This window comes from Brevundimonas sp. G8 (assembly GCF_902506205.1).
Classification (GTDB): Bacteria; Pseudomonadota; Alphaproteobacteria; order Caulobacterales; family Caulobacteraceae; genus Brevundimonas.
Genome location: NZ_LR732816.1, coordinates 1,289,513 through 1,304,976 on the forward strand (window position 1 = coordinate 1,289,513; position 15,464 = coordinate 1,304,976).

At 66.5% G+C, this 15,464-nt stretch carries 11 protein-coding genes; 3 read left to right on the forward strand and 8 right to left on the reverse strand.

Annotated elements, in window-relative coordinates:
• Positions 1 to 5: 5 nt before the first annotated feature.
• On the forward strand, positions 6 to 2,039 hold the full coding sequence (locus CHRYSEO8AT_RS06315) for a TonB-dependent receptor (protein ID WP_159847870.1): 2,034 nt from the start codon (positions 6 to 8) through the stop codon (positions 2,037 to 2,039).
• 57 nt (positions 2,040 to 2,096) lie between these two features.
• Here the strand turns inward: CHRYSEO8AT_RS06315 and CHRYSEO8AT_RS06320 are convergent, their stop codons facing one another.
• The 5 genes from CHRYSEO8AT_RS06320 to CHRYSEO8AT_RS06340 form a co-directional block, all read right to left on the reverse strand.
• The gene (locus CHRYSEO8AT_RS06320) at positions 2,097 to 2,672 is read right to left on the reverse strand and encodes a DedA family protein (protein WP_159847874.1); all 576 of its coding nucleotides are present in this window, start codon (positions 2,670 to 2,672) and stop codon (positions 2,097 to 2,099) included.
• A gap of 636 nt (positions 2,673 to 3,308) precedes the next feature.
• The gene (locus CHRYSEO8AT_RS06325) at positions 3,309 to 6,530 is read right to left on the reverse strand and encodes an efflux RND transporter permease subunit (protein ID WP_159847877.1); all 3,222 of its coding nucleotides are present in this window, start codon (positions 6,528 to 6,530) and stop codon (positions 3,309 to 3,311) included.
• 11 nt (positions 6,531 to 6,541) lie between these two features.
• The gene (locus CHRYSEO8AT_RS06330) at positions 6,542 to 7,723 is read right to left on the reverse strand and encodes an efflux RND transporter periplasmic adaptor subunit (RefSeq protein WP_159847880.1); all 1,182 of its coding nucleotides are present in this window, start codon (positions 7,721 to 7,723) and stop codon (positions 6,542 to 6,544) included.
• Complete coding sequence (locus CHRYSEO8AT_RS06335; RefSeq protein WP_159847883.1) at positions 7,723 to 8,976, reverse strand: TolC family protein; 1,254 nt, start codon at positions 8,974 to 8,976, stop codon at positions 7,723 to 7,725. Before CHRYSEO8AT_RS06335 ends, CHRYSEO8AT_RS06330 begins: the two co-directional genes overlap by 1 nt.
• 54 nt (positions 8,977 to 9,030) lie before the next feature.
• On the reverse strand, positions 9,031 to 9,372 hold the full coding sequence (locus CHRYSEO8AT_RS06340) for a hypothetical protein (protein ID WP_159847886.1): 342 nt from the start codon (positions 9,370 to 9,372) through the stop codon (positions 9,031 to 9,033).
• 85 nt (positions 9,373 to 9,457) lie between these two features.
• On the opposite strand from CHRYSEO8AT_RS06340, the gene CHRYSEO8AT_RS06345 reads away from it, so the two are divergent.
• Positions 9,458 to 10,201 (forward strand): NRDE family protein, encoded by a 744-nt coding sequence (locus CHRYSEO8AT_RS06345; protein WP_159847889.1) that lies wholly within the window; start codon positions 9,458 to 9,460, stop codon positions 10,199 to 10,201.
• Positions 10,202 to 10,209: 8 nt separating this feature from the next.
• Here the strand turns inward: CHRYSEO8AT_RS06345 and CHRYSEO8AT_RS06350 are convergent, their stop codons facing one another.
• From CHRYSEO8AT_RS06350 to CHRYSEO8AT_RS06360, 3 genes are read right to left on the reverse strand one after another with little or no spacing between them, the layout of a single operon-like run.
• The gene (locus tag CHRYSEO8AT_RS06350) at positions 10,210 to 11,334 is read right to left on the reverse strand and encodes an osmoprotectant NAGGN system M42 family peptidase (RefSeq protein WP_159847892.1); all 1,125 of its coding nucleotides are present in this window, start codon (positions 11,332 to 11,334) and stop codon (positions 10,210 to 10,212) included.
• A gap of 10 nt (positions 11,335 to 11,344) precedes the next feature.
• Complete coding sequence (gene ngg / locus CHRYSEO8AT_RS06355; RefSeq protein ID WP_159847895.1) at positions 11,345 to 13,114, reverse strand: N-acetylglutaminylglutamine synthetase; 1,770 nt, start codon at positions 13,112 to 13,114, stop codon at positions 11,345 to 11,347.
• The gene (locus CHRYSEO8AT_RS06360) at positions 13,104 to 14,879 is read right to left on the reverse strand and encodes an N-acetylglutaminylglutamine amidotransferase (protein ID WP_159847900.1); all 1,776 of its coding nucleotides are present in this window, start codon (positions 14,877 to 14,879) and stop codon (positions 13,104 to 13,106) included. Before CHRYSEO8AT_RS06360 ends, ngg begins: the two co-directional genes overlap by 11 nt.
• Before the next feature lie 64 nt (positions 14,880 to 14,943).
• Between CHRYSEO8AT_RS06360 and CHRYSEO8AT_RS06365 the strand changes: the two genes are divergently transcribed.
• Positions 14,944 to 15,462, forward strand: a complete 519-nt coding sequence (locus CHRYSEO8AT_RS06365) for a MarR family winged helix-turn-helix transcriptional regulator (protein WP_159847903.1) — start codon at positions 14,944 to 14,946, stop codon at positions 15,460 to 15,462.
• Positions 15,463 to 15,464 lie beyond the last annotated feature (2 nt).

Here is a 15,464-nt window from a genome sequence, read left to right on the forward strand (position 1 = left end):
CTGTCATGCGTCCCTCTTCCGTCTCGCGCTCGCTCCTTCTGGCGGCCGTCGGTTCCACCGTTCTGGCCGGCGCCGCAGCCGCCCAATCGACGACCACCACCCCCGCCACGCTCGACGACATCGTCGTCACGGGCGCGCCCTACGGCATCAGCCAGCGGGCCTCGGTGATCGCGACAGACGTGGTGGATGAGCAGACCCTGGCCACCGCGCCGGCCACGTCCCTGGGCGACTTGCTGAACGGCCGTCCCGGCGTCCGCTCCACCGACTTTGCGCCTGGCGCCAGCCGTCCGGTCATTCGCGGGCTCAGCGGGCCGCGCGTTCAGGTGCTGACCAACGGTATCGGCCTGATCGACGCCAGTTCGGTGTCGCCCGACCACGCCGTCGCGACCGACCCGGCCGAGGCCAACCGCATCGAGATCATTCGTGGCCCCGCAACTCTGGTCTATGGCGGTTCGGCCATCGGCGGCGTGGTCAATGTTCTGGACAACCGCATCCCGACCGAAATCCCCGAGGGCGGCATCTCTGGCGTCGTCTCGACCCAGGCCTCCAGCGTCGATGACGGCCGCAGCGCCTTTGGCCGCGTCACGGTCGGCAGCGGTCATTTCGCCTTCAACGTCGATGGCGTGAAGCGCAAGAGCGACGACTACGACATTCCGGCCCCGGCCATTTCCGCCAGACGCTCCGCCGCCGAAGGCATCGCGCGCGGCGACGGCGGCACTCAGCCCAACAGCTATAGCGACCTGGAAGCCTGGGGCGTCGGCGGATCCTACATCGGCGACAAGGGCTTCGCCGGCGTCTCCTACAAGAACACCGACAGCGAATACGGCACGGTCGCGGAAGAGTCCGTCTTCATCAAACTGAACCAGAAGCGCTGGGACGCGCGCGGCGAATACCGCTTCGACGCCGGTCCCTTCGCCGCCCTTCGCGGCTCCTACGGTCATGCCGACTACACCCACACCGAGTTCGAGGCGGTGGGCGAGCCTGGCACGATCTTCAACTCGGACGGCTGGGAAGGCCGGGCGGACCTCGTTCAACGCGAGCGCAACGGCTGGAACGGCGCTGTCGGGGTGCAGGCCCTGTCGCGCAACTTCGAAGCCATCGGCGAGGAAGCCTTCGTCCCGACCGTCGATATCGACGAACTGGGGATCTACACGGTCCAGCGACTGGACCGTGGCAACCACGGCTTCGAGGGCGGCCTGCGCTATGACCGGCGCGAACTGAGCGCCACGCCCATCGGCGGGACCAGCCAAGTGAACCGCGAATTCGACAACTGGTCCGCTTCGGCCGCCGCCTTCATCCGTCCGGCGACCGGCCTGTTTCTGGGCCTCAGCCTGGCCCACAACGAACGCGCGCCCAGCGAGGTCGAACTGTTCGCTGACGGCGTTCACATCGCGACCGCCGCCTATGAAACTGGCGACCTGAATCTGAACTCCGAAAAGGTCACGACGGTCGAGGGTACCGCCCACTACAATCGCGGCCGTTTCACCGGCGACCTGCACGTCTATCACTCGTGGTACGACGGCTTCATCGACGAGCGGCCGACAGGCGAAGAATTTCTCTTCGAGGAGGAGAACGAGACCTTCCCCGTCTATCGCTTCGTCCAGACAGACGCGAAATTCTACGGCTTCGAGCTCGAAGGCGCCTACGCCCTGTGGCAGGACGGCGACCGCAAACTGTCGCTGGAAGGCGCTGCGGACTATGTCCACGCCCAGACCGACTTCGGCCCGGCCGCGCGGATCCCGCCCTATTCCGTCACCGGCCGCCTGGCCTGGACCTCGACCCGCTTCGACATCAGCGGCGAGGTTCGTCACGTCGGCGAACAGGACCGTGTCGCCAACGCCTTCGAACTGCCGACCGACGACTACATTTTAGTGAACGCCTCCGTGGCGGTGCGGCCCTTCAACCAGCAGAACGTGACCCTGTTCGCCGAGGCGCGGAACCTGACCGACGAGGAAGCGCGCGAGCATGTGTCCTTCCTCAAGGACATCGCCCCGCTTCCAGGCCGTAACCTGCGTGTCGGCGTCGCCTACCGCTTCTGACGTCAGAGACACCCGATGGGCGGCGATCGTTCCGCCCATCGGATTGGGGCTGGACCGTCAGACGACCTCGACCGAACGTTTGCGATTCAATCTACGCCATACCCAGATGCCGACGAGCAGCACGACCGCGCAGACAACGACGGCCGTCAGATGAATATGGACAGGCAGCCTCCCGAAAAGCCGCTCGATCCCTGTGCCAAAAACGTAGCCCAAACCAACGAAGACCGTCGCCCAGATCAGCGCGCCGACGACATTCAGCAGGGCGAACCTGAGCGCCGCCACGGTCGACGTCCCCAGCACCAGCGGCGTCAAAGACCGCAAGCCGAACAGAAACCTGAAACTCAGCGCCAGCTTGATCGGATGTCGCGCGAGCCCCTGCGCCACGCGGCCATAGGCTGGCTTCGCGGTCACGCGTCGCACCCACGCCATCTCGCGCAGATAACGACCGGCGAAAAACAACACCTGTCCCTGAACCAGCGAGCCGCCGAACACCGCAAGACCGACCTGCCACAGCGGCAGCATCCCACGATGCGCCATCGCCCCACCCGCTACGGCCACGGCCTCGCCTTCGGTCCCTGAACCGACAAACAGAAAGAGCGGACCCACCTGACCGACAAGCGCTTCAAACGACATGGCGAAACCCCTTGTCAGGCGAGGCCGACTCTATGAGCACAGCCGTCAATTAGACCGCGACGATGCCTTACATCCCCATTTCCACCAACCTTCGAACAGCACACCTCTAATCCACAACGCATCCTGGATTGGAGGCTTCAAGGAAGTCTTCGCCAAGCCATTGCAAAGCAGCGGACGACCGTTGGTGGTTCAGAATTGGGTGCAGACTCGCGAACAGTTTGATGGCTAGCGCGTTGCTGCACGATGACGGAAAAAGAACCACGCCGAACCCCCATTGGCTACGAGGACGGTCCCGACAAGCCGACCAGAGGCGCCTTTCGCATCATCGTGCTCGCCATCGGTGTTGCCGCCGTGGTCTGCCTTGGGCTTATCGCAGCCGTGGTTTTGCGTGGCGGCGGAATCTGACAGCGAAGTTCAGAGCGCCTCATTTTGTCGCTCAGGAAATGACGCCAACTTCGCCGCGCGCATCGACCGCCCGGAATCTGATCAGATAAATAGTGGCGTCCAATCCATTGTCGACCGCATTTTCCAGCAGCCTGTTGGAAAATGCGGTCAAGCCCGCCTACCACCGTGCGAACCGTGTTGAAGGCTAAGAGCAGCGTGCGACGCTGCTGGGGTCTTGCTGAGCAAGGGTCGTCAATCCCCAATCTCGTCGTCCTTGCGGTGGCGGAGCGCCCGAGCCGCGAAGGTCGGGAGAACCAACAGGGTCAGGGCTGTCGCGGTCAAAAGCCCGCCGATGACCACGGTCGCCAAGGGCTTTTGCACCTCGGCACCCGCGCCGTGGGCCAAGGCCATTGGAACGAAGCCGACGATCGCGACCATGGCCGTGATCAGGACGGCGCGCAGTCGGCTGGACGCCCCTCCGATCGCTGCGTCGCGCGGCGTCTGACCCCGTTGCAGCCGCTCGCGAATGGCCTGCATCAGCACCAGACCGTTCAACGTCGCCACCCCGGACACAGCGATCAAGCCGACTGCAGCGGACACCGAGAACGGCATCCCCCGTAACAGCAATGCCAAGACGCCACCTACCAGGGCCAAGGGCACGCAGGCGAAGACCAGACCGGCCTCCGCGAACGATCCCAAGGCCATGAACAGCAGCATCCCGATCAGGACGAAGACGATAGGGATCACCAAACCAAGCCGCTGTTCGGCGCGCTTCAGGTTCTCGAACTGCCCACCCCACGTCAGGCGAACTCCTGGCGGAAGCTGAATCTGATCGACCTGCTTTTGCGCATCCGCGACGAAGCCGCCCAGATCGCGTCCCCGGACGTTGGCCTGGACCACCATCCGGCGACTGCCGTCGTTGCGGCTGATCTGGTTAGGCCCTTCGGCGCTCTGGATACGGGCGACCGAGGACAGGGGGATCGTCACCCCGGTCGCGGTTACGATCGGCAGGGCCGCAAGCGCTGCGGGATCATTGCGAGCGCTGTCGGGAAGGCGAACGACCACGTCGAAGCGACGATCGCCCTCGAATATCCGCCCCGCTTCGGCGCCGCCGATGGCCGCCGAGACGGCCTCGGAGACGTCAGCTGCGGACAGGCCGTAGTTGGCCGCAGCGAACCGATCGACGCTGATGGTCAAGGTCGGCAGGCCGGACGCCTGTTCGACGCGGACGTCAGCAGCCCCGGTCGTCTGGCGCAGCGCCCCGGCGACCTCGTCCGCCACCCGCTGCATGGTGCCGAAGTCGTCGCCATAGACCATGACAGCAAGATCGGTCCGCACGCCCGAAATCAGTTCGTTGAACCGCAACTCGATCGGTTGGCTGAACTCGAAGTTGTTGCCGATCTGCTTGGAGGCCTCGGCTTCGAAGCGGGCGATCAACTCTTCTTTCTTGAGCTTGGGATCGGGCCAGTCCTTGCGATCTTTCAGCACGACGACGCTGTCGGAGATGTTGGGCGGCATGGGGTCCACGGCGGCCTCGGCCGTGCCGGTTCGCGAGAACATGGTCTCCACTTCCGGCTGGGCGGTGATCGCCCGCTCAAGCATCATCTGCATCGCCAGAGATTGCTCCAGCGAGGCGGAAGGCACGCGAAGCGCCTGCATGGCGACGTCGCCCTCGTCCAAGGTGGGAATGAACTCGCGCCCCAAGGTCGTGAACACCAAGCCGCCGACGACCAGTGCGCCGAGTGCCGAGATCAGAACGATCCTGGGACGATCCACAGCCGCGCGAATCGCCGGCTGGATCCAGCGCCTGGCGAAACGAAGCACGAAAGTCTCATGCTCGTGGGCTTGGCCGTGCTCATCGACTTCGATCGTCTTCGGATCGCACACCAACAGAGCCGCCATCGCCGGCACGAAGGTGAACGAGAAGATGAAGGCGCCCACCAGGGCCAGCATCACCGTAGCCCCCATCGGCACGAAGGTCTTGCCTTCGACCCCTTCCAGCATCAGCAGGGGCGTGAATACCAGAAGGATGATCAGCTGACCGAACGCGGCTGGTTTGACCATCTGTCGCGCCGCCTGAACGGCGACGCCGAGCCGCTCGCGGCGGGTCAGCATCCGTCCGGCCTCGGCGCGCCGTTGGCTGAGCATGAGCAGGGTGTTCTCGACCACGACCACAGCGCCATCGACCATCAGGCCGAAATCCAGGGCGCCCAGGCTCATCAGGTTCCCGCTAATCCCGAACCTGTTCATGCCGATGACGGCGAACAGGAAACTGATGGGGATCATGAGCGCCGTGATGCTCGCCGCCCGGATATTGCCGAGCAGCAGGAACAGCACGACGATGACCAGCAGCGCGCCCTCAATCAGGTTGCGGGCAACGGTCTGGATCGTGGAGTTGACCAGGGCGCTGCGGTCCAAGACCCTGACCGCCTCGATCCCCGCAGGCAAGGTCTTGCGAACCTCTTCCAGCCGGTCGCCGGCAGCCTGGGCCACGGTTCGGCTGTTGCCGCCCGCGATCATCAGGGCCGTGCCGAGCACCACTTCATGGCCGTCACGGCTGGCCCCGCCGAGACGCGGCGCCTGACCGACCTCGACAGTGGCGACATCGGCGACACGCACGACCAGCCCGTTACGGTTGACGACGGGCGCTTGGGTCAGGTCCTCGATGGTCGAGGCCAGGGCGTCGGTACGCACGGTCAGGGCTTCTCCAGCGCGTCGAACATAGCCGGCGCCAGCCTGGACGTTCGCGCGGTCGAGCGCCTGGATCAGGTCGCTCATGCCAAGGCCATAGCTCGCGAGACGAGCGGTATCCGGCCTTACAGCATATTCCTTCACATAGCCGCCGACCGTATCCACCCCGGCCAGGCCTGGGGCCGTGCGCATCTGCGGAACGACGATCCAGTCCTGCACGGTGCGCAGATAGGTCGCCCGTTTTTGAGGCGTGTCCAGCAGGTCGCCCTCGGGCGTCAGATACCCCCCGCCAGCCTGCCAGCCCGTTTGGGCTGGCTTGGCCAGATTGGTAGTATTGAAGGGCTTGTAGTCGATGGTCCACATCAACACTTCGCCCAGGCCGGTGGTGATGGGCGCAAGTGTCGGCTCCACGCCCTCCGGCATGGCCTCGCGCGCTCCGGCGAGACGTTCGGCCACCTGCTGACGCGCGAAGTAGATGTCCGTCTGATCGGTGAAGATCACAGTGACCTGGCTGAAGCCGTTGCGGCTGAGCGAGCGCGTGGTTGTCAGGCCGGGGATGCCGGCCATAGCGGTTTCGATCGGATAGGTGACCTGCCGTTCGATCTGCTCCGGCGCGAACGCCGGGGCGACAGTGGTCACCTGGACCTGGCGATTGGTGATGTCCGGCACGGCGTCGATGGGCAGCCGTGTCAGTTCGAGCAGTCCGTAGGCCGCGACGAGCGCCGTAGCCAGGACCACGAACCATCGGAATTTGACCGACAGTTCGATGATGAATTTGAACATGCGTCGCGCCCCTAGTGACCGTGCTCGGCCTCGCCCTTGGCGAGTTCGGCTTTGAGGAGGAAGGCGTTGGCGCCGGCAATATTTTCAGTTCCGGTCAGGCCGCGAAGGATTTCCGTCCGCCCACCGGCCTGACGACCGGCAAGCACAGGGCGCGCCTGAAAGCCGTTCGGGACCCGGACGAAGACGACAGCGGTTCCGTCGACGGTCTGCACCGCCTCGGTCGGCACGGTGATGCCTCCTGTAGTGTCGCCCGTTACGATCACGCCGGTCACGGCCGATCCAGCCGGCGCAAGTCTTCCGCCCGTTGGGAGGGCGCGAATGACCGTGGCTCCGCTTCCCACGCCGGCGCCGGCGGCGATGCCGGTGACCACGGCGTCGAAGTCACCACTCGGGCTGCTGACCCGCAGGGCCGCTCCGGTACGGACGGCGGCGGCCAGGGCCGGCGGCGCGTTGAACACCATCTCGACGCGCGCGGGGTTGGTGATATCAGCCACAACACCGCCCTGAGCCACGAAGCCGCCCGGGCCGACCTGCACGTTGGTGACCACGCCCGCGATGGGGCTGGTGACGTTCAGCCGTCCCGAAGCGTTTGGCGAGCCTGCAGCGCTGGCTCGCGCGGTCGCCGCACGGGCGGCGGCTTGTGCGCTCAGCGCCTGGGCGTGTGACACCTCGGCCTCGCGTCGCGCCACCACGCCCTGATCCGCCAGTTCCTCGTCTCGGCCATGCGCCTGTTCGGCCGCGACATAGGCGGCCTGGGCCGCATCCGCCTCAGCACGCAGGCTGGCGGCGTCGCCACTGACCAGAACCGCCAACGTCTGTCCGACCCTGACCGCTTGTCCTGGAGCCACAAGCACGCGTTCCACACGCCCGCTCACCGCCGCAGCGACGGCGGCTCTCGCGTCGACCATGGGCTCGACGCGGCCTGAAAGGCGTGTCTCGACGCCCCCGCCCCGGCCCAGACCGACGATGATGATGTTCGCCGCCTGAGCCTCGGCGGCGCTGAGTGCGACGAAGCCCTCCGGCGCCTCGACTTCGCCTTCGGCGTGACCGGCTTCCTCTGCCTGCGCCGCTGCGGCTACGGCCGGTTTTGGGTTCGCCCGCCCGAAGGCGAGATAGATGCTCGCCCCGCCAAGAAGGACGAGGGCGGCGACACCGCCGACCAATATTGTCTTGTTGGATGTGCGTGTGCGCATCACTGGGCTCCTTGAAAGGGGGCGCGGCCGTCCTGGCGCGCAAGTTCGATTTCGGCTCGAACCCGCGAGAGGCGGGCGTCGACGGCGGAGGTTCTGGCGGAGATCAGCGCAGTTCGGTTGGCACGCAGCTCGATTTGCGAAATGCGTCCCGCCTCGAAGCCGATCCGCGAAAGTCGGTAGGCCTCCTCGGCGGAGGTTACGCCGGAGTCGGCCGCAGACACGCGACTGACCGAGGCCGATAGGCGCGCGCGGGCCGCGGCCCTCTCGGCCTGGGCGTCCTGACGCGCACTCATCAATCGCGCGTCTGCGGCCCTGAAGTCGGCCTGCGCCGCTTCGATATTGCCGCGGTTCTGATCGAACAGCGGCAAAGGCATGCTGATGCCGAAGGTGAGGGCTGTCGCGTCTTCCATCTCGTATCGCCGGACGCCGACACTGGCGTTGATGTCCGGTCGGGTGCGGATTCGCTCGACGGCGATCCGTTGCTCTGCAGCATTGCGTTGAGCGGAGGCGACCCGCACGGTCGGCGCCTCCAGCGGATCGACGACAGCGCCCGCCGGAAGCCGATTGAGCAGGCTCGCTTCAATCGTCGTGACCGGCTCAGCCAGCAGGGCGACTGCGGTCAAGCGTGCGAAAGCGGCATCTCGCTCGGCGACGGCTTCATCCCGACGAGCGCGCGCCGCAGCCGCCTCGCTCTCACCCTGAATGCCTCTTAGAAGGGGTTCACGGCCCTCTTCAACGAGGGAAAGCGCCGCGCGCGCATCGGCGACGGTAAGCGCGAGGTTCTCCTCGGCCAGTACGGCCTGACGTTGTGCGGCCTCCGCCTCGGCGTAGGTCAGCGCCAGACGTCCGGCCGCATCTATGACCGCAAGGTCGCGTTGGAGCGCGGCGGTCCCGGCCTCGGCGCGGGCGACATTGATCCGCGCCGTGCGGCGACCCCAAAGCTCGACATCCTGACTGATTGAAAGCGTCGTTTCGGCATTGGCGTACCTCGAGAAGGGGCCCGTTCCAAACGCGTTCTCGGCTTGCAGCCCCAGGGTTGGATTGGGCCGTACACGGGCTTGGCGAGCGCGCGCCTCGGCGGCGTCAAACAGGGCGTCGGCCTCGATTGTCGCAGGGGTTTGATCGAGGCGGGACAAAAGCTCGGCGAACGACGGCGCGGGTTCAGCCCATGACGGACTGGTGAGCGCGACCGCAAGGGCGGCCAGCGCACAGCCGACCGCGCGATGCGGCGGACGGCGATAGAGGGGATGCATGGTTCATTCTTCCCAGATGATCTGACACGAGACGCGCGCAGGCGCGGGATCGGGTCAGCCTCTGGGAGGGCGCTTCAGACCTTCGGGCGCATGGGCGGTGCGCATGTCGTCGAACGCCCGCGCATGTTCGACGGACCGCAAGGACGCCACGCGCGCCTCGGGCCGATCCGACGGCGCCTTGGCCCCGTGATGGCAGTGACCGTGCGCACAGGCGCCGTGAGCCACGTCCGACGGCGACGAATGGTCTGCCGGGTCGTCGAAAGTCGCCGAAGAGTGGGCCGGTTCGATCTCGCCGGCGCAGGTCAGGGCGTCGGCGACGGGCGACAATGCGAACACGCCAAGGAACAGCGCAAAAAGCGCCGCGAGCCACGGAGAATGTCGGCGACGCCGGTCCATGCCCTGCCTTATCATCCCGGCCGGCGAACGCAACGTTACGCCATAACCGGCGCCCCCGGCGTCGCCCTGGAAGGCGGCTGACTGAATGTGCGTTCTGGCCCTCGCGTGGCAAGCCCACCCCCGGTGGCGTCTCGTCCTCGCCGCCAACCGGGACGAAAGGCATGACCGCGCCTCCGCCCCTCTGGCGCGCTGGACCGACGCCCCGACAGTCCTGGGCGGACGCGATCTGGTATCGGGCGGAACCTGGCTGGGCGTGTCGGACGAGGGGCGGCTGGCCGTGGTCACCAACCTGCACACCGGCGCGCCGCCCGATCCCCAAGCACCCTCACGCGGTCAGTTGCTGAAGGATCTGCTGACGGGGACCGACCCGGCGCTCGCCCTGTCTTCTGATGCCCTGGCGACCTTCAATCCGTTCAGCCTGATCTTCATCACGGGCGGCGAAGCGACCTTCGCCAGCAATCGGCCCGAGGCGATCGCCCATCCGCTGACGCCCGGCGTCCATGGCCTATCGAACGCCGCGCTGAACGCACCCTGGCCCAAGACAGAGCGCCTGAAGGCGGCCGTCTCGGACTGGCTGACGCGCGACAGCGACGAACCCGAAACCCTGCTGCACGCCCTCGCCGACGACCGGACGGCCGGCGATGCGCGCGTGCCCGCCCTGTCCTCGATCTTCATCCGCAACCCGGTCTTCGGAACACGCTGCAGCACCGTGGTGACGATCAACGATGCCGGCCAGGGAGCCATCTTTGAGCGACGCTTCCGCGCGGATGGAACGTGCGACGGGCAGACGACGGCTCGGTTTACCTGGCCGGCGTCTGACGTGCTCTGACGAACGCCCTAGTCCCGCTCCTCATCCAGCGGCTGGTGGGTGAAGCCTTTGACGCCGCTCATGGGCTTGGCGTCGCGGCTGATTTCAACGTCGCTTTCGGCATAGACGATCAGCAGGCGCGTCAGGTCTTCCAGCGCGCTTTCGTGGATGCGTTCATAGCCGTGGCTGGCGTCGATGCCGAAGGTGACCAGGGCCGTGCGGATGTCGGCGCCCGCCTCAAGCGCCGAGGCCGAGTCCGAGCGGTAGTAGCGGAACACGTCCTTTTGGTGCGGGATGTCGTGGTCGCGGGCCAGTTGGACCAGCTTGCGCGACAAGTGCCAGTCGAACGGACCCGTCTGGTCCGCCATGGCGATGGTGACGCCGAACTCGGATGAGTTCTGGCCCGGCGCTGTGGTGCCGTTGTCCACCGTGACCATGGCGGCCACGTCCGGGATCAGCACGGAAGAGGCGCCCAGCCCGACCTCCTCGGCGATGGTGAACAGCCACCAGGTGTCGACCGTCGGCGTGCGTTTCTCGCGGATCATGCACTCCAGCGCGGCCAGCAGGGTGGCGACGCCGGCCTTGTCGTCCAGATGGCGCGAGACGATGAAGCCGGTGTCGATGAACTCGGGCTGGGGGTCGATGGCGACGATGTCGCCGACGTCCACGCCCAGGGCCAGGGTGTCGTCACGACCGTGGGTCACGGCGTCGATGCGCAGTTCGACCTGACGCCAGTTCACGGGCTGGGTGTCCACCTCCTCATTGAAGGTGTGGCCCGACGCTTTCAGCGGCAGGATGGTCCCGCGATAGGCGCCGCCTTCGGAAAAGATCGTCGCCCGCGCGCCCTCGGCGAAGCGCGAGGACCAGTGACCGATGGCGACCAGTTCCAGCCGGCCGTTGTCCTTCACCTGTTTGACCTGGGCGCCCAGCGTATCGACGTGGGCGACGATGGCGCGCGCCGGTTTTGGGGCACGGCCCGGAAGGCGCGCACGGATGGCGCCGCGTCGGGTCATTTCATAGTCGAGGCCCAGCCGATCCAGCTCGCGACACAGCAGCCAGACCGCCTCATCGGTATAGCCGGTCGGGCTGGGCGTGTTCAGCAGGTCGGCCAGGCGGGCCTTCAGGTAGTCGAGGTCTATCGCGGGGCGGGCCAAGGGGCCTCCTTCAGGCTTCGGATCTCGGGAATGTCCGCACGGCGGCCGGCGCGGACAGGGGAAACAGCAGATCGACGAAACGCTCGGCGGTCGGTTGGGGTTCGTGGTTGGCCAGGCCGGGGCGCTCGTTCGCCTCGATGAAGGCGTAGTCCGGCTCGCGCGGCGACTTCACCATCAGGTCGATGCCGGTGACGGGAATGTCTATGGCGCGGGCGGCGGCGATGGCGGCGCGGATCAGGGCGGGATGCACCTCGTCCGTCACATCGTGGATGGTGCCGCCCAGGTGAAGATTGGCCGCCTTGCGCACCAGAACCTCGGCCCCCTCCGGCGCCACATCGTCGAGACCATAGCCGGCTTCGGCCAGGGTGCGTTCGGTCTCGCCGTCGATGGGGATGGTGGATTCTCCGCCTGTCGCGGCGGCGCGGCGGCGGCTCTGGTGTTCGATCAGGGCGCGCAAGGTGGAGCGGCCGTCGCCGATGACGCGCGGCGGACGACGCAGCGCGCAGGCGACGACCTTGTAGTCGATCACCACCAGCCGCAGGTCCTCGCCCTGGACCTGTTCCTCGATCAGAACCTCGGAACAGATGCGACGCGCGCGGGTCAGGGCCGTCTGGACTTCGTTCATCGTCGTCAGGCCCACGGCGACCCCCTGTCCCTGTTCACCGCGCGCGGGCTTGACCACCAGGGCGCCGAACTTGGCTAACGCGGCTTCGATAGCCGAGGGGTTTTCGGGGTCGATCCGCTCGGGCACGCGCACTCCGGCCGCCTCGACGATGCGGCGCGTCATCCGCTTGTCGTCGCAGATGCTGAGCGCCACGGCCGAGGTCAGTTCTGACAGGCTTTCGCGACACCGCACCGACCGACCGCCCCAGTTGAGGCGGAACAGCCCGCCCTCGGCGTCGATGATCTCGGTATGGATGCCGCGCCGACGCGCCTCGTCAACGATGATCCGGGCATAGGGATTCAGGTCGTGGTCGTCGGTCGGGCCGACGAACAGGGCCTCGTTGATCGGGTTCTTGCGCTTGACGCCGAAGAAGGAGACGCGGCGAAAGCCCAGCTTCTCGTACAGGGCGATGGCCTGGTCGTTGTCGTGCATGACCGACAGGTCCATGTGCGCCAGACCTTGCGTCTTGAAGTGCTCGGCCAGACGCCGGACCAGCGCCTCGCCGACGCCGGGCTGGGTCGCCTGGGGATCGACCGCCAGACACCACAGGGACGAGCCGCACTCGGGATCCTGAAACGCGCGGGCGTGGTTGACGCCCGTCACGGTGCCGATGACCACGCCGGTCGCCGTATCCTCGGCGACGAAATAGGTGATGGTCCGGTCGTCGCGGTGGGACCAGAAGAAGTCTGGCGGAACCGGCACCATCTTGCGCTTGGCGTAGATGTCGTTGACCGCCTGGGCGTCCATCTCCGACGTCAGGCGACGCACGGTGAAGCCCCGCGGCTGGCGGCGGCTGGCGCGATAGGTGGCCAGTTCCAGCCGATAGGTGTGCGACGGATCCAGGAACAGCTCCTGAGGCGCAGAGGCCAGCAGGACGTGCGGATTGCGAACATAGAAGGCGATGTCGCGCCGATCCGGCCCCTCGGCGCGCAGGGCCTCGACCAGAGGCTCGGCCGTCTCGAAGGTCTGAGCGAACAGCAGCCGCCCCCAGCCGCAGTCCAGCACGGCGTCGGGCGCAGGTCCATCGCCGGACTGCACCGGCGGCTTCAGGCCCTCGTCGCGCAGGCGTTTGAGCCGGTGGGCTTTTGACCGCTCGGGACGGATGTCAGACGCCATGCTGCTGCATCCACATTTCGAGGACGGCGACCTGCCACAACTCCGACCCGCGCAGGGGCGTGATGTGCTCGGTTGGATTGGCGAACAGGGTGTCCAGATAGGCGGGCTCGAACAGGCCTCGGTCGCGCGCCGCCTGATTGGTCAGGGCCTCACGCACCATCTCCAGATACGGGCCCTGGATGTATTTCAGCGCAGGCACAGGGAAATAGCCCTTCTTGCGGTCGATCACCTCGGACGGGATCACCAGGCGGGCGGCCTCCTTCAGCACGCCCTTGCCGCCCTGAGACAGCTTGTGCTCGGGCGGAATCCGGCCCGCCAGTTCGACCAGCTCGTGATCGAGGAAGGGAACGCGCGCCTCCAGACCCCAGGCCATGGTCATGTTGTCCACGCGCTTCACCGGATCGTCGACCAGCATCACCTGACTGTCCAGGCGCAGGGCCTGATCGACCGGCGTGGCCGCGCGCCCTTGCGCGAAATGGGCCTCGACCAGGGCGCGGCTGACGTCGGTGTCGGCCATATAGGCGCCGTTCAACTGGGTCTTCAGCGTGGCATGGCTGCGGTCGAAGAAGGCCTTGGCGTAGGTCTCGACCGGGTCGGTCGCGCCCAGCATCGGCGGGTACCAGTGATAGCCCGCGAAGACCTCGTCCGCCCCCTGGCCCGACTGCACCACCTTGATGTGTTTCGAGACTTCCTGGCTCAGCAGATAGAATCCGACGTTGTCGTAGCTGACCATCGGCTCCGACATGGCGCCGATGGTGCCCGGCAGAGCCTCCATCAGCCGCTGGTGCGGCACGAAGATCTGGTGGTGCTTGGTGCCGTAATGTTTGGCGATCAGGTCGGAATAGACGAACTCGTCGCCCTTCTCGCCATTGGCTTCCTCGAAACCGACCGAGAAGGTCATCAGATCCTTCTGACCCAGTTCAGCCAGCAGGCCGACGATCAGGCTGGAATCCACCCCGCCCGACAGCAGGACGCCGACCGGCACGTCCGCGACCATGCGACGCTTCACCGCCTCGCGCAGACTGTCCAGCACCCGGTCTCGCCAATCCTCGGCCGTCAGGGACGCGTCCTCGGCGTGGCGGGTCATGTCGGGTTGCCAGTAGAGGCGGTCCTTGGCCGTTCCGTCCGCTTCGATCACGCGGATGGTCGCCGGCGGGAACTTCTTGACGCCCTTCAGTATGGTGTGCGGCGGCGGCACCACGGCGTGGAAGGTCATGTAGTGGTGCAGGCCGACCGGATCGATGGTCTTGTCCACATCGCCCGCCGCCAGCAGGGCCGGCAAGGTCGAGGCGAAGCGCAGGCGCTTGCCCTGTTCGGCCAGATACAGCGGCTTGATGCCGAACCGGTCGCGGGCGATCACGGTGCGGCCGGTGTCGCGTTCATGAAGCACGAAGGCGAACATGCCCTTGAACCGCTCGACGCAGGCCTCGCCCCAGGCCTTCCAGGCCTTGATGATGACTTCTGTGTCGCCATGCGAGAAGAAGCGGAAGCCCATCCCCTGCAGCTCTTCGCGCAGTTCGGGATAGTTGTAGATGCAGCCGTTGAAGGCCAGGGTCACGCCCAGCTCGGCGTCCACCATCGGCTGCTGCGCCTTTTCCGACAGGTCGATGATCTTCAGGCGTCGGTGACCCAGCCCCACCGGGCCGCGCATCACGATGCCGGACCCGTCCGGTCCACGGGGCGAGAGCGCATCGGTCATGCGTTGGACAGCGCCGGCGTCGGCCGGTCGTCCGTCGAAATTGATCTCGCCGCTAAGACCGCACATGGGCCCTCCTTGAATTGTGGAAGCAGCGCGTACAAATGGTTAGGACACGAAAGAGTTCAACCGAATGAGCGATATTTCCCTTCGGCCGTTTCCCGATGCAGCGGCTGATCCCACGGCGTCCCTGGTTCGATCGGTCCGGCGCATCGCCCAGGCCATCGACGTCCGGTCACGAGAGATCGCCCGCCTGACGGGTCTGACCCTGCCGCAACTGCTGGTGCTGCAATCCATCCGCGCCCTGGGCGAAGTCAGCACCAGCGCCATATCCCGCGACGCCTCCATGTCGCCCCCGACGGTGGTCGCCGTGCTGGACAAGCTGGAAACCAAGGGAATGGCCGTCCGCTATCGCTCCACCATCGACCGCCGCGTGGTCCATGTGCGGCTGACGGATGCTGGGCGACAGGCGCTGACCACCTCGCCCGGCTTGTTGGGCGACGGCTTCATCACCGGCTTCGCCCGCCTGTCCTCGGACGAGCAGGCCGCCATGGCGACGGCCGTGGATCGACTGGCGACGATGATGCAGTTGCGGCCATCGCCGACCCTGGAACAAGGCGGCGTGGACGACATGCCGCCAGGCCTGACCTGACG

Coding starts and splice junctions, on each gene's coding strand:
- CHRYSEO8AT_RS06335 (WP_159847883.1), bottom strand. CDS start 8,976: ATGCATCCCCTCTATCGCCGTCCGCCGCATCGCGCGGTCGGCTGTGCG.
- CHRYSEO8AT_RS06365 (WP_159847903.1), top strand. CDS start 14,944: ATGAGCGATATTTCCCTTCGGCCGTTTCCCGATGCAGCGGCTGATCCC.
- CHRYSEO8AT_RS06325 (WP_159847877.1), bottom strand. CDS start 6,530: ATGTTCAAATTCATCATCGAACTGTCGGTCAAATTCCGATGGTTCGTG.
- ngg (WP_159847895.1), bottom strand. CDS start 13,114: ATGGCGTCTGACATCCGTCCCGAGCGGTCAAAAGCCCACCGGCTCAAA.
- CHRYSEO8AT_RS06320 (WP_159847874.1), bottom strand. CDS start 2,672: ATGTCGTTTGAAGCGCTTGTCGGTCAGGTGGGTCCGCTCTTTCTGTTT.
- CHRYSEO8AT_RS06340 (WP_159847886.1), bottom strand. CDS start 9,372: ATGGACCGGCGTCGCCGACATTCTCCGTGGCTCGCGGCGCTTTTTGCG.
- CHRYSEO8AT_RS06360 (WP_159847900.1), bottom strand. CDS start 14,879: ATGTGCGGTCTTAGCGGCGAGATCAATTTCGACGGACGACCGGCCGAC.
- CHRYSEO8AT_RS06315 (WP_159847870.1), top strand. CDS start 6: ATGCGTCCCTCTTCCGTCTCGCGCTCGCTCCTTCTGGCGGCCGTCGGT.
- CHRYSEO8AT_RS06345 (WP_159847889.1), top strand. CDS start 9,458: ATGTGCGTTCTGGCCCTCGCGTGGCAAGCCCACCCCCGGTGGCGTCTC.
- CHRYSEO8AT_RS06330 (WP_159847880.1), bottom strand. CDS start 7,723: ATGCGCACACGCACATCCAACAAGACAATATTGGTCGGCGGTGTCGCC.